This window comes from Rhizobium sp. SYY.PMSO, assembly GCF_046840415.1.
Classification (GTDB): domain Bacteria; phylum Pseudomonadota; class Alphaproteobacteria; order Rhizobiales; family Rhizobiaceae; genus Rhizobium.
The window spans coordinates 1,162,209-1,174,996 of record NZ_CP177351.1; the positions used below are offsets into that span (position 1 = coordinate 1,162,209).

The window sequence follows — 12,788 nt, forward strand, 5'->3', positions numbered from 1 at the left end:
CGAAAACTAGGAGTAAACAAGATGAAGGCTTTGTGGACGGCGCTTTGCGCAGCGGCCATGTTCGGGTTGAGCTTCATGTCTGCTCAAGCAGAAGAAAAGACAATCACGATCGGAACCATGTCCTGGGAGGATCTCACTCCAATCACGGGAATTACCAAGAAGGTACTTGAGGATTCCGGCTACACCGTGAAGGTCGTGCCGTTCTCCGAGTGGGGCATCGCTTACGCCGCCCTTACCAAGGGGGACGTGCAGATCCTCGCCTCCCAGATCGACTATGCCGCCCATGACTATTGGGACAAGAACAAAAGCCGCCTGGAGAAGATTTCACCGGTCTCGCATGGCCTTTATCAGGCCATTGCAGTTCCAAATTACGTGACGATCGATTCCCTCGACCAGCTCAATGACAATGCGGACAAGTTCGGCGGCAAGATCGTCGGGATCGAGGCTGGCTCCGGCCTGATGCGCGATGCCGCCAATGCGGTCAAGCAATATGGCCTGAAGCTGCAGCTTGTCGAAGGTAGCACGGCGGCCATGACGGCAGCTCTGAAGTCGGCGATCGACCGCAAGGAATGGGTCGCGGTTGCGATTTGGGAGCCGTCCTGGATGATGCAGAAATACCCGGTCAAGTTCCTGAAGGACCCGAAAGGCGTGTTCCCCCCGCCGCAGGGATACTACTGGATCGGCAAGAAGGGGTTCTCCGCCGACAATCCGCATGCCCGCGAAGTCATTGCCAGCGTCTATGTGCCTCTCGCGGACATCACGGCGATCAACGCCGAGGTCAAGGACGGCAAGACGATGGATCAGGCCGTCAAGGACTGGACCGACGCCCACGCCGAACTCCTGAAGCGCTGGGAGAGCATCAAAGGCGAATGATGAAAGCCGCGGGTCGCCGTTCGGTGCGACCCGCATCCCTCCGACGAAGGAAACAAGACCGGCGCCAGATCGGCATAAAGGGGAACTCGATGAATACCGCAGGGAACAATACCGGCGAAATCCTGGTCGACTGCCAGAACATTTGGAAAATATTCGGCGCTCGTGCTCCGGCCGCAGTCAAGGCAGTATCCGAGCGCGGCCTCTCCAAGAAACAGGTGCTTCAGGAATTCAACTGCGTTGTCGGCGTCTCCGATGCCAATCTCCAGGTGCGTCGTGGTGAGATCTTCTGCATCATGGGCCTCTCGGGCAGCGGCAAATCGACCTTGGTCCGCCTCCTGAATCGCCTGATCGAACCAAGCCTTGGCAGGATTACGATCAAGGGCAGAGAAATTGCCAGGCTGAACGCCGCCGAACTGCGTGACATGCGCTCACGCCATATCGGCATGGTGTTCCAGACCGTGGCCCTCCTGCCCAATCGCACTGTTCTTGAGAACGCCGGGTTCGGGCTGGAAGTTCGCGGCGTTCCGAAAGTCGAGCGCGAAAAGACGGCCCGCGCCGCGCTCGACAAGGTCGGCCTTTCCGACTGGACCTCGCGATATCCTTCGGAATTGTCCGGCGGAATGCAACAGCGCGTCGGACTGGCGCGCGCACTGGCGGCCGATCCCGAAATCATTCTGATGGACGAGCCGTTCAGCGCGCTTGACCCCCTTATTCGCCGTCAGCTGCAGGACGAGTTTCGGCAGTTGACGAAATCGCTGGGCAAGTCTGCGGTGTTCATCACTCACGATCTCGAGGAAGCCATCCGCATCGGCGACCGGATCGCCATCATGAAGGACGGCGTCATCGTTCAGGTCGGAACGGCAGAAGAGATCGTAACGCGGCCGATCGACGATTATGTCGCCGACTTCGTGGCGGGCATATCCAGAGTTCATCTCGTCAAGGCGCATTCGGTGATGCAGACGGTCGCGGAATACAAGTCGCTACAGCCGCAAAACGACATAACCACGTTTCCGAAGACTTCTCCCGAAGCGGATATCGGCGAACTCATCGATCTTACGATGAACTCGGAGCGCGACGCGCTGGCAGTGGTGGAGAATGGTTCCATCATCGGTATCGTCACTACCCGCGGCCTGCTTCGCGGCGTCGCCGGCTCCCCGACGCAGATGGCCTGAGAGGACGGACGAAAAATGGACATCTCGGTCATTGCGGATACTTTCGATGCCTGGACCGACAATGTGCTGGGCTGGATCAGCGACAACGGCGACTGGCTGTTCGATCCTTTGCGAACTGCGCTGGAGGGAACCTACAACGGCGTTCTCTGGCTCCTTCAACTGCCGCCATTTTATGTCATCGCCATCGTCGGTGCGGTCCTCGGATGGCGGCTGATCAATGCCGTGTCCGGTCTTCTCGCCGGGTTGGCGCTTCTTTTCTGCGCAGTCATGGGACTTTGGAGCGAAACCATGGGCACGCTCGCACTTGTGGCGACCGCTACGATCTTCGCCCTGATGGTCGGCATCCCTGTCGGGATTGTCGCGGGATTTGTGCAATGGTTCGATCGGTTTCTGGAGCCGATCCTCGATCTCATACAAACGCTGCCGCCTTATATTTACCTTCTTCCCGCAATTGCGCTTCTCGGCTTTGGCCCGGCGACCGCACTCATTGCGACGTTCATCGTGGCAATGCCTCCGGCGATCCGCCTGACCTCGCTGGGCATTCGCATGACTCCGCCCGCATTCATCGAGCTGGGCCAGGCGAGCGGCCTGACGCCATGGCAGATGTTCATGAAAATTCGGCTGCCATTTGCAATTCCGAGTGTCATGGCCGGTATTAATCAGAGCCTGATGATGGCGTTCGGCATGGTGGTGATCGCAGGCATCGTCGGTTCAGGGGGCCTTGGCGAGACCATCTACAGCGCGGTCCGCACGCTCGATATGGCCACCTCGATCAATGCCGCAATCGCTATCGTCATATTAACGATGGTGCTCGACAGATTGACGCAGAATTCGGCTCGCCGCGCAAAGAGGGAAGCAAGATGAATCTCGATCGCCTTCGTTTCTCGCCGGGCACATATTTCGCCCCTGTCGTCGACTGGCTGAACACAAACTTCCATCCGTTCTTCGAAGGCGTTACCAGGCTGATAGAGACAGTGCTCGGATTCATCCAATCCGCACTGCTCTACCCGCCTGCCTATGCGGTCATCGTCGCCGCAGTCCTTCTCGTCGCCTTGTTCATCAACATCAAAAGCGCGGTGATAACAGCCCTCGCACTTGCCTTCTGCTTCCTGGCAGGCCTTTGGCCCGCCTCCATGCAGACGCTTGCGCTGGTCACTGTATCGGTCACAATCTCCGTCCTGATCGCCTTTCCGTTCGGCGTTCTCGCATCGCGTTACAAGCGCTTCGAAATTGCCATAAGACCTTTCCTGGACATCATGCAAACGGTGCCGCCGTGGGTCTATCTCATTCCGGCCGTCATGATCTTCAGCCTGGGTAGCGTTCCGGCGATCATTGCAACAATCATCTACGGCGTGCCGCCGATGCTCCGTCTTACGACGCTGGCTTTCAATCAGGTGCCGAGAGATCTTCTGGAACTGGGCCAAGCCAGCGGCGCACCGCCGCGCTCGATCCTGCTCAAGATTGAAGTACCGTCGGCAATGCCGACTCTGCTCGTCGGCCTGAACCAGTGCATCCTTCTTTCGCTGGCCATGGTCGTCCTTGCCGGGCTCGTTGGAGCCGGCGGCCTGGGAGCAGAGGTAACGCGCGGCCTAACCCGAATGGAAATGGGCCTCGGGCTGAGAGCCGGGCTTGCCATCGTCGCCATCGCGATCCTGCTCGATAGGCTGTCAAAAGGCGCACTGCAGCGAAGCGCCCGATCACCGGCAAAAAGCGCCTAGGCGGAGAGACGAGTTCAATGCGACACAGTTTCTTCTGTATCGATTCCCATACCTGCGGCAATCCGGTGCGGCTCGTCGCCGGCGGCGGGCCTTTGCTTCCACATCTTCCAATCGCCGAACGCCGTGAAATTTTCGTCCGTGACTACGATTGGATCCGGCGGGCTCTCATGTTCGAACCGCGTGGACATGATATCATGTCGGGCGCGCTGATCTATCCGGCTTATCGCGAGGACTGCGACTTTGCGGTGATATTCATCGAAGTCAGCGGTTGCCTGCCTATGTGCGGGGCCGGGACGATCGGCCTCGTGACGGCGGCGATCGAGGAAGGTCTCGTCAGGCCACGCATTTCGGGCAAGCTCTCTATCGAAACACCGGCCGGAAGAGTGGATGTCGAATACGACAAGCCCGACGAATCCGTAAATGTCGTCCGCATGTTCAACGTCGCGAGCTATCTTCATGCGGCGGATGTCGACATCGATGTGCCGGGGGTTGGCGCACTGACGATAGACGTCGCCTATGGCGGAAATTATTACGCTGTCGTCGAACCACAAAAGAACTGGCCCGGGCTGGACGGCATGTCGAACGATGACATCGTTGACATCAGCAGGAAGCTACGGGATGCCCTCGCTCCGATTTGCAATCCGGTTCATCCGGAGGATGAAAGAATCCGGGGCGTTCACCATGCGATATGGTGCGATGCGCCGACCAGCCACAATGCCGACGGTCGCGGCGCGGTGTTTTATGGCGACAAGGCGATAGATCGATCCCCCGGCGGCACCGGCACCTCTGCGCGCCTGGCGCAGCTGCATGGCAAGGGTCGGCTGAAGGTTGGCGAAACCTTCCGGCAGGAAAGCCTGATCGGCACGATATTCGAGGGCCGCGTGGAGGCCGAAGCGACCGTCGGACACTTCGGGGGCATCAAGCCCAGTGTCGGTGGCTGGGCGCGGATCATCGGTCACAACACGATCTTCGTCGACGACCGCGATCCCTTGGCTCATGGTTTCCAGATCAAATAGAAGAGATTGGCGAGCGACGAAACAGGCAAAAGGCCGGTCTCCGTGAGAAAGAGTTCGACCTTGGCTGGATCTGGCTGGGGGCTGGAACTGGCGGGGGATGAAACCGAACGACAGGATTGGAGCCAGATGTGTCAGGCGATGCCGGCTGAGGCTTTAACCATCCCGAGTGAAGCCATCCATCTGTATTATCGCATCGGCATGCCGAGCGCCGGGCGAATTTTGCGATATTCGTTTCTCCTCCCTCTTGAGCCATTCCAAAGCTCTTGATCGGCTTCCATGGAGAGGCTTGGCCCAATGAGTGGAGCGCAGCAGATTGTCATCCCCATCCCACCACATTTCCTTGACCACCAACAAGGCCCACCCATGCGGAGCGGGCTTGGTGATCCAATATTCATCGATTGAGAATCGCGAAAAACTGCCGTTGAAGCTGTGGCGATGCCGCACCCAATCGAGGCCGCGGTGGGTCCACCTCGTACGTCTTGGGTCGGAATGAGCTTCCGAGACCAATTCCTGAAATAAACGGAAAAAAGATGGATCAGCAAATGTCCGCACGGATTACCTCGCAGGCCGATGACGCCGACTTTGCTGCCTCGATCATTTTAACGATTGCAACAAAATCCTGCACCGCGACCGACGCAATCTAAAGTCGGTCACGCTTGATCAGGAGTCATCAGCCGTGAAGGCGGTTTTCGGGAAACTCCATTCCCCTGAACAGGGTAACATCGTGCTTCGCTGTTGGCAACGAATGCCCGGGCCATTCCACCGCGGCGGGTGATGACGCCATGCATGATCTTCTGCCGGTAGAGCAGTTGAAGCAAACTCCATTGCTGTTGAATACAGGATATGCGAGGCTTTTCTACATTAACTGACCTGGCGGCGATCTCCGAGAGGATGGCAGCCATAGCGCGTACCAACGCACCGGCATGGGAATATTGCCGTGACCTCACTTAAATTGATCGCTTCCGAGAACATCCTCTTTGGATTTGACGACGCCCGTGTCTGGGGCTATCAAAACAGAATGGAGATGGAGCTCTCCAGATAACCGCCCTGCTGGCTGATGGCTCCTGCTATTGAAAGGCGTAAGCTCATTCATGGCGGGATCGTTTTTTTGCACAATCCTGACATCGAGCCTCCGTCTTTCCCGAGGAGACCCACATGAGCGGAAGGATTAGGCAATGCCGGGTGAGTTAAAGGATATTGCTGTTATCATCGATGGCGAGGACCCGCTTGCCGATGCGGTGCAAGCCAGTATCGCCTTGCGACTTTCCTTTCATCACGGTGCAAGAACCACTGTTTTCGAGCAGGGGCGAGCTGAGACATTCGAGCACCTTAGCTGGAGCGATGACCTCGGTGATAGCGATTATGGCGCCGTCGACATTTGCGGTATCGCCCGGCATTCGGACCTGACCGGGGAGCTGGAAACCTCGACGATGGCGCAGCTTCTCCGTTATGCCAACGAGAACGGAGCCTGGTTTAAGGAGGCAGGTCCCCAGGCTTTGCTGGAGCGGCTGCACTGCACAGATCTGGTTGTTGTCGGTCTGCCGGCAACTCTTCAGCACACATCCATGCCGCCAGTCGACGATGTCATCGTCAAGGCCGGCAGACCGCTGCTGGTGGTTCCGCGGCGCTTCGCGGAGCGCCGGGGATCCGATCGAACGATCGGTTATCATGTATTGATTGCCTGGAACGATAGCGCCGCGTGCGCTAGAACCCTTCACGATGCCATACCTTTCATTCGTGATGCGGCTGAAGTGACTTTGCTCTATGTGGACGAAGGCCGAAATCGAACGCATACCCAACACATGATCGCCGCCGTCTCCGATCATCTCGCAAGACACGGCATTCGGGCGAGGCCTGAGATTGCAGCAGCGAAAGGTGGCGGCACGCCGCAAATTGTCCTCGATCATATCGATCTGCTGAATGTGGATCTCCTGGTCATGGGAGCATTCGGCCGATCGAGGCTGGCCGAAACGCTTCTGGGCAGCACGACCAAGGACCTCCTCCACCATATCGGTGTCCCGATCCTGACGAGCCACTGAATGACCTTCAATCGGACCCTAAATCCCGACCCACAATCCAATCTGCTTTCGAAACGCGTCTATGAGAGATGATGGGGCATTGACCTGCCCTCGCCGACGACCTACCTCTAAGCCATGGGGATGGAGTCCCCCGTTCACGCCTTACTAGCTGATGACTCCTGCCACACTTGATTAAAGGCGCCACATCCGGCGCCAGGGCAGGAACTCATGAACGCAAATCACGACGTTTTCCGATCTTGTACGCCTGATCCATCGATGCCTTGCGGTGTCGTAAACCACGATTTCCTTGCATCGGGATGGAGGGCTGTCGAATGACTCTCCGCGAATACTCAACGTTCAGCGAGCCCGCCACCGTTGCGCCTGGTCCCTTTGAAGCCGAGACCTTCCGCAGCATTCTTTTTCCCTCTCATCTGGAAAATATGGGAGTTGATGAGGCGAGCGAACCAATCTGCTTCGTCGATTTGAATCTCGATCAGATCGTCGGTTCCATAGTGGAGAACAGAGACGAGGAAATCTTGCGGCCGATATTCTACTCTGCTCATCGGAGCGAAGAAATCGTCCGTTATAGGCAGGCAGTCTTTGCCGATCTCGAGCAGCCCGAGACCTATGCCGCATTCCCGCCGTTCTGCGACGCCATGCGTTCGGTGCGAGCCGACTTGGCGTATGCTGAACAGATCTCCCAGAAATCCCACAGAAACACCGTCATTTTACGAGCAGCACAGACCTATTGCGAGGCCATCCTCTCCCTCCTCTGGCACCTTCAGAAAGTTGAGATAGCGTCGATCGGGCTAAAGCATCTGCAAAGCTACATTCGCACCTATACCAGCTCCGGCCTGTTCAAGGAGCTAGCACGCGAAACTCGGGATCTGCGCACGACACTGGCGAATTGCAGCTATGGGATGTTGTTCCGTGGCGACGCCGTAACTGTGCGCCAGTATGCCGGGGAACCGGATTATACCGTAACGATCCTGGAGCGCTTCGCACGCTTCAGAGAGACAGACATCAAGCCGACCGAAGTGAATCCCGTTAAGAATGACTTCAGCCTGAACCATATCGAGGCTGGCATTCTCGAATTTGTGAGCCGTCTCTTTCAACGGGAATTCGACCGCCTCGAGCAATATGTCGTGCACCACGCCGGGTTCGTAGATCCCACTATCGCTCGGTTTGATCGGGAGATCGGTTTCTACGTCTCCTATCTGGCATATATCGAGCCTCTCAGACGAGCCGGCCTGCCATTTTGCCTTCCTGATATTTCGACCTCGTCAAAGACGTCCGAAGCCCTCGACAGCTTTGATCTCGCGCTGGCGCGGAAGCTGCTGCAAGAGCGGGGGACGATCGTCTGCAACGATTTCAATCTCGATGGTGCGGAGAGGCTGATCGTGGTGTCCGGTCCGAACCAAGGAGGAAAAACAACGTTTGCCCGAATGTTCGGCCAGTTGCATTTCCTGGCGAGCCTTGGTTGCCCGGTCCCGGGACGTCGCGCGCGGCTGTTCTTGCCGGATCGGATCTTCACCCATTTCGAGCGGGAGGAGGACATATCCAATCTTCGCGGCAAGCTCGAGGACGAGCTGGTGCGGCTTCATCAAACTTGCGAGGCAATGACAGGTGAAAGCGTGGTCATCCTCAATGAAATCTTCAATTCAACCAGCCTTGATGACCAAATATTCCTCAGCACGAATATTCTGAAGATGATCCTATCGACCGATGCCGTTGGGGTTTGCGTGACCTTTATCGATCGCCTGTCCAGGCTCGGCGAACAGACGGTCAGCATGGTGAGCACCGTCGACGAAAAGGATCCGGCACACCGCACCTTCAAGATCGTCAGAAAGGCCGCCGATGGTCTCGCCTATGCGCTCTCGCTCGCTCAAAAGCGGGGTGTGACCTACGAGCAATTGAAAGGGCGCATATTGCCATGAAGACCTTTCTGATGCATCCAGATCAAGGCTTTGCGGCGAAGGTGCCGTCGAAAGACAAGCCTATTGAATTTGCGCAGGACATAGAGCTGGAGGTGCTTCTCGCTGCCGCCGCGAAAGACGACGCCTACGTCCACGACATCATGGCGGCAGCGTGCCTTGAGGCATGGACGAATGACGTTCCGACCATCCTCTACCGCCAGGACATCATGAAAGATTGCATCGCAAACGCGGCAACCGTGCGTCGATTTTACCAGCTCGCCATAGAGCCGCTGAATCGCGAGCATAGCTGGAGCTTCAGCCTTTACGGCCGGGACCCCTCTTCGATGGTTGGCAGCGGCGTGAGAACGCTGCAAAGCTGCCTCGATATCCTTGGGCGCCTTCGCGACATCTGCTCGGCAAGCGCCCATCGCTTTACGTCACGCGGCTTTCGGCAGCTCTTTGCAACACTGGAGCGCGATCTCGACAACGACTATCTGGCCGCCGCCCGTGCGGATCTCGATAACCTGACATTCAAAAGCGGTCTTCTTCTCAGCGCGCATGTCGGCGGCGGCGGCAAGGCGGTTGAAACGATGCTTCGCAAGCCGCAGAAGCGTGACCTGAGCTGGGTTCGCCGAGCGTTTACGCCCGGTGCCCAGAGCTATACACTCCAGCTGCAACCACGGGATGATGCCGGAGCGCAGGCCTTTGGCGAACTGCAGGGAAGAGGCCTCGGCCTGATTTCGGATGCCGTCTACCAGTCAGCTAGGCATGTGTTGAGTTTCATCGGCGCGTTTCGTGCCGAACTGGCCTTCTATATCGGCTGCCTCAACTTGTGGGAGCATCTTGAAGAGATCGGGGAAAGTGTCGCTTTTCCAGTACCGAAGAACAAGGACGGCATATTCAATTGCCGCAATCTGCGGGATGTCTGTCTCGCGCTGACGATGAAACGGCCTCCGGTCGGCAATAGCATAATTGCGGATGACAGGCCTCTCGTCATCATCATGGGAGCCAACCGCGGCGGAAAATCGACCTTCTTGCGCAGCGTCGGGCTCGCGCAATTGATGCTCCAATGCGGGATGTTTGTTACCGCCGACGCCTTCGAATCCTCGTTGCACAGCGGGCTTTTTACCCATTTCAAGCGGCAGGAGGATCGCTCGATGCGCAGCGGCAAGTTCGACGAAGAGCTGGTGCGTATGAGCGGGATCGCCGATCGAATGCATCGCAAAGCGATCGTTCTATTCAACGAGTCTTTCGCTGCCACTCACGAGGAGGAAGGATCCGAGATCGCGAAGCAGATCGTGGCCGCATTGCGCGAGAACGCCGTCACGGTCTTTTTCGTCTCGCATATGTACGAGTTCGCCCGGGCCTTCATCGACGACCCGCATGTGCTTTTCCTGCGTGCCGAGCGCCGTGAAGATGGCAGCAGAAGCTTTCAGCTTAACGAAGCCAGGCCGCTGTCGCAGAGTTATGGCGTCGACCTCTATGAGCGAATCTTCAAGGTCCCTCAGGATGCCGGCTAACGTAAGCCTCCCCTGACGTTTGCGCAGTCTACCGAAAACTTGATCCGATAGCTCTTACGCCTCGCGGGTCAGGGGAATTGCCGGCCACGTTCGGCTCATGGCCCGCATGATCGTCAATCGAAAGGGAATGGTGTCTCCCTCAACCGCCGTCATGGCTGATGACCCCTGCCAGTTCAACCCGATGGAACGGTGGGAGAAGTCATGGAATATGAGATTGCCAACACTCCGGAGACGTTGTCAGGAAACTTCGATCCACAGGATACCGTCTGTTCGTCCCTGCGGGACCGAGGGAGGAAATTTACGGAACCTTCGCGCCTGAACGGCGGCGACCGCAGCCCGTCCGTCCTGCGGCTGCATGAGCTTCGCACCTCCATCGCAGGCAGACCGCTTCATCGCGGCATCGACCTTTCTGTCGATCGGGGAGAAATCGTCGGCATCGTTGGCAACTCCGGGTCGGGCAAATCTCTGCTCCTCAAATGCATCATGGGGCTGCTGCCACCCGACGACGGGATCGTTGAGATGTTCGGCACCGACATTTACTCTGCCCGGGATGCGGAGTTGCGCAGGATCGCATCACGTTGCGGGGTACTTTTCCAGCACAATGCGCTCTTTTCAACATTGACTGTGCGGGAGAATGTCGCAGTCCCGCTCAGGCATCTCAGCGGACTGCCGGACGATCTTCTGCATGAGATTGCGGATGTGAAGATCGCTGCGGCCGGCCTGCCGGCAGACGTAGCCGACAGGCTTCCGGGTGAACTGTCCGGCGGCATGGCAAAGCGCGCCGGCCTTGCACGGGCGATCGCCACCGATCCCGAACTGCTGCTGCTCGATGAACCAACTACCGGGCTTGACGTGATTATGGCGGAACAGATCGACTCCCTTATCCATGACATGGCCCGAGTTCAGAACATTGCCGTCATTCTTGTCACTCATGACGTCGATACGCTTTTCGAGATCTGCGATCGCGCGGCAGCATTGTTTGACGGCGAGATTGTCACGCTTTGCGAACCGCGCTTCCTGCATAAATCTCCCCATCCCTGGGTAAAAGCATTCCTGAACGCCAGACCAAGAACGCTTCGAGCCAGCTAGCCGGATAGCAGAACCTGAGCTGCGGTGCGGGGTTTCGCTCGTGCTGCATCCCAGACTGTTCTCGCAGCACCGAGATTCATTGCTTGGAAGGCGGCAAATGGTTGCCTCATGTCCGGGACATGACCGACTTGTGAAACCGGCTCACCCGCCAAAGCAGCGGCAGCGCCAGAACCTGACATAGAGCCGAGAAGATTATGACGTCGGAAATGCTCTTGTCGTATAACCAGCCGATGGTCGCGCTGCCGAGGAACCAGGCTACGCCATAGCCGGCGGTAAAAAGACCGAAGGCCGATGCCCTTCTGTCCTCCCCGACCATGGGAGATACGGCGGCCGGAATAATCGATTCATGCACTCCCATTCCAATTCCCCAGATTCCAGCACCTAGCAGGGCAATCCAGAAATTACCTAGAAAGACGAGCGGCGCGGAAGCGGCGCAGACGATCGTGAGCGGCAAAAGGATTTTAAAGCCATGGTGGTCGAACATTCTGCCAAAAATCATGGATGCCGTTCCACTCACTCCCATTGCGATCGCATAGAAGATTGCTATCCACTGTCCCGTCACCGTCCCACTGACCTGAAAGTGGTAGGCTATGACCGGATAGTCGGCAAAGCCGGCCGCGACCAATCCCGCTCCGGCAAGATAGACCCAGAAAGCACCGGGGAACTGCCCCTTCGCCGACAGACTATGTTCGTCCAATGGGCCGGGATCCGGGTAAAGAAGCCGTGCAAGCATGAGCATGGTCAGGTTGAAGACAGCCGGAATCACGAGGATCGCGAATGCTTCTCGATAGCTTCCGCGATGCGCAATGACCGCAGCGATGATCAGGGGACCGCACATGGCGCCGAATTGATCCATCGCCTCATGGATCCCGAATACAAAACCATATTGCCCGATGCGCGCGCCGGCGTGCGAGAGCATGACATCGCGAGGCGGATTGCGGATTGCCTTGCCCACCCTTTCCAGAATGATGAGAAGCGCTGCCTGCCAAACGCTATGGGAAAGGGCCAGAGCGGGCACCGACGCCATCTGCACAACATACCCGAAGATGGTAATCGGCCAGAATTTCCCGGTAGCATCCGCCCATCGACCCGAGACAAGCCGCAGACCATAGCCGAGCAATTCGCCCACTCCGCTTATGAAGCCAATGGCAGTTGCGGTAGCGCCGAGCGTCAGCAGGAACGGTCCCAGAATGCTGCGCGCGCTTTCATAGGTGAAATCGGCAAAGAAGCTCAGGACGCCGACAAGCAGCACAAACCGCATGGCGACATATTGCGAAGAACCGTCACGAACTGATTTGGATCGAGAGGGGAAAGGCATGGGAGCCTCGTTTGTTGTAAATACGACTCGAGCTATAAAATCATTGCGTTTTCTATCAGATTGAAATTGCCGGCAGGCTTCGAACCGAGTTGTTCTCAGACCGCGGCCTGCCGGCAACTTTGCTTTGAAACTGAATGGTGGCGTGGCC

10 protein-coding genes and 4 riboswitches are annotated in these 12,788 nt (G+C 57.5%); of the genes, 9 read left to right on the top strand and 1 reads right to left on the bottom strand.

The features are described 5' to 3' along the window. The first annotated feature begins 21 nt into the window (after window positions 1-21). From ACJJVH_RS32045 to ACJJVH_RS32085, 9 genes are all read left to right on the top strand, one after another. Entirely contained in the window at window positions 22-873 is an 852-nt protein-coding gene (locus ACJJVH_RS32045) for a glycine betaine ABC transporter substrate-binding protein (protein ID WP_112794860.1), read from the top strand. Between the two features lie 89 nt (window positions 874-962). Further along, window positions 963-2,045 carry a quaternary amine ABC transporter ATP-binding protein gene (locus ACJJVH_RS32050; protein ID WP_412066466.1) on the top strand — a complete coding sequence of 361 codons (1,083 nt, stop codon included), beginning with the start codon at window positions 963-965 and terminating at the stop codon, window positions 2,043-2,045. A 15-nt stretch (window positions 2,046-2,060) separates the two neighbouring features. After that, the gene (locus tag ACJJVH_RS32055; RefSeq protein WP_412066467.1) at window positions 2,061-2,909 is read left to right on the top strand and encodes an ABC transporter permease; all 849 of its coding nucleotides are present in this window, start codon (window positions 2,061-2,063) and stop codon (window positions 2,907-2,909) included. Continuing rightward, window positions 2,906-3,763 carry an ABC transporter permease gene (locus ACJJVH_RS32060; RefSeq protein WP_412066468.1) on the top strand — a complete coding sequence of 286 codons (858 nt, stop codon included), beginning with the start codon at window positions 2,906-2,908 and terminating at the stop codon, window positions 3,761-3,763. The genes ACJJVH_RS32055 and ACJJVH_RS32060 overlap by 4 nt, the downstream gene beginning before the upstream one ends. A gap of 17 nt (window positions 3,764-3,780) precedes the next feature. Then, the gene (locus ACJJVH_RS32065) at window positions 3,781-4,779 is read left to right on the top strand and encodes a 4-hydroxyproline epimerase (RefSeq protein ID WP_412066469.1); all 999 of its coding nucleotides are present in this window, start codon (window positions 3,781-3,783) and stop codon (window positions 4,777-4,779) included. 654 nt (window positions 4,780-5,433) lie between these two features. Then, window positions 5,434-5,495: riboswitch (Fluoride riboswitch) on the bottom strand. A 295-nt stretch (window positions 5,496-5,790) separates the two neighbouring features. Next, window positions 5,791-5,853: riboswitch (Fluoride riboswitch) on the top strand. A gap of 101 nt (window positions 5,854-5,954) precedes the next feature. Continuing rightward, entirely contained in the window at window positions 5,955-6,818 is an 864-nt protein-coding gene (locus tag ACJJVH_RS32070) for a universal stress protein (RefSeq protein ID WP_412066470.1), read from the top strand. Between the two features lie 107 nt (window positions 6,819-6,925). Continuing rightward, window positions 6,926-6,986: riboswitch (Fluoride riboswitch) on the top strand. Window positions 6,987-7,129: 143 nt separating this feature from the next. After that, window positions 7,130-8,734, top strand: coding sequence for a MutS-related protein (locus ACJJVH_RS32075; protein ID WP_412066471.1), 1,605 nt, complete (start codon window positions 7,130-7,132; stop codon window positions 8,732-8,734). Beyond that, a complete protein-coding gene (locus ACJJVH_RS32080) occupies window positions 8,731-10,233 on the top strand; it encodes a MutS-related protein (RefSeq protein ID WP_412066472.1) in 1,503 nt (500 codons plus the stop codon). Before ACJJVH_RS32075 ends, ACJJVH_RS32080 begins: the two co-directional genes overlap by 4 nt. A 114-nt stretch (window positions 10,234-10,347) precedes the next feature. Next, window positions 10,348-10,408: riboswitch (Fluoride riboswitch) on the top strand. Window positions 10,409-10,434: 26 nt separating this feature from the next. Continuing rightward, entirely contained in the window at window positions 10,435-11,322 is an 888-nt protein-coding gene (locus ACJJVH_RS32085; protein WP_412066473.1) for an ABC transporter ATP-binding protein, read from the top strand. Window positions 11,323-11,428: 106 nt separating this feature from the next. Here the strand turns inward: ACJJVH_RS32085 and ACJJVH_RS32090 are convergent, their stop codons facing one another. Continuing rightward, entirely contained in the window at window positions 11,429-12,583 is a 1,155-nt protein-coding gene (locus ACJJVH_RS32090) for an MFS transporter (RefSeq protein ID WP_412066474.1), read from the bottom strand. Window positions 12,584-12,788 lie beyond the last annotated feature (205 nt).

What these genes read in the sequence shown, in the direction of transcription:
- ACJJVH_RS32045 (WP_112794860.1), top strand. Translation starts at nt 22, where the DNA reads ATGAAGGCTTTGTGGACGGCGCTTTGCGCAGCGGCCATGTTCGGGTTG.
- ACJJVH_RS32050 (WP_412066466.1), top strand. Translation starts at nt 963, where the DNA reads ATGAATACCGCAGGGAACAATACCGGCGAAATCCTGGTCGACTGCCAG.
- ACJJVH_RS32055 (WP_412066467.1), top strand. Translation starts at nt 2,061, where the DNA reads ATGGACATCTCGGTCATTGCGGATACTTTCGATGCCTGGACCGACAAT.
- ACJJVH_RS32060 (WP_412066468.1), top strand. Translation starts at nt 2,906, where the DNA reads ATGAATCTCGATCGCCTTCGTTTCTCGCCGGGCACATATTTCGCCCCT.
- ACJJVH_RS32065 (WP_412066469.1), top strand. Translation starts at nt 3,781, where the DNA reads ATGCGACACAGTTTCTTCTGTATCGATTCCCATACCTGCGGCAATCCG.
- ACJJVH_RS32070 (WP_412066470.1), top strand. Translation starts at nt 5,955, where the DNA reads ATGCCGGGTGAGTTAAAGGATATTGCTGTTATCATCGATGGCGAGGAC.
- ACJJVH_RS32075 (WP_412066471.1), top strand. Translation starts at nt 7,130, where the DNA reads ATGACTCTCCGCGAATACTCAACGTTCAGCGAGCCCGCCACCGTTGCG.
- ACJJVH_RS32080 (WP_412066472.1), top strand. Translation starts at nt 8,731, where the DNA reads ATGAAGACCTTTCTGATGCATCCAGATCAAGGCTTTGCGGCGAAGGTG.
- ACJJVH_RS32085 (WP_412066473.1), top strand. Translation starts at nt 10,435, where the DNA reads ATGGAATATGAGATTGCCAACACTCCGGAGACGTTGTCAGGAAACTTC.
- ACJJVH_RS32090 (WP_412066474.1), bottom strand. Translation starts at nt 12,583, where the DNA reads ATGCGGTTTGTGCTGCTTGTCGGCGTCCTGAGCTTCTTTGCCGATTTC.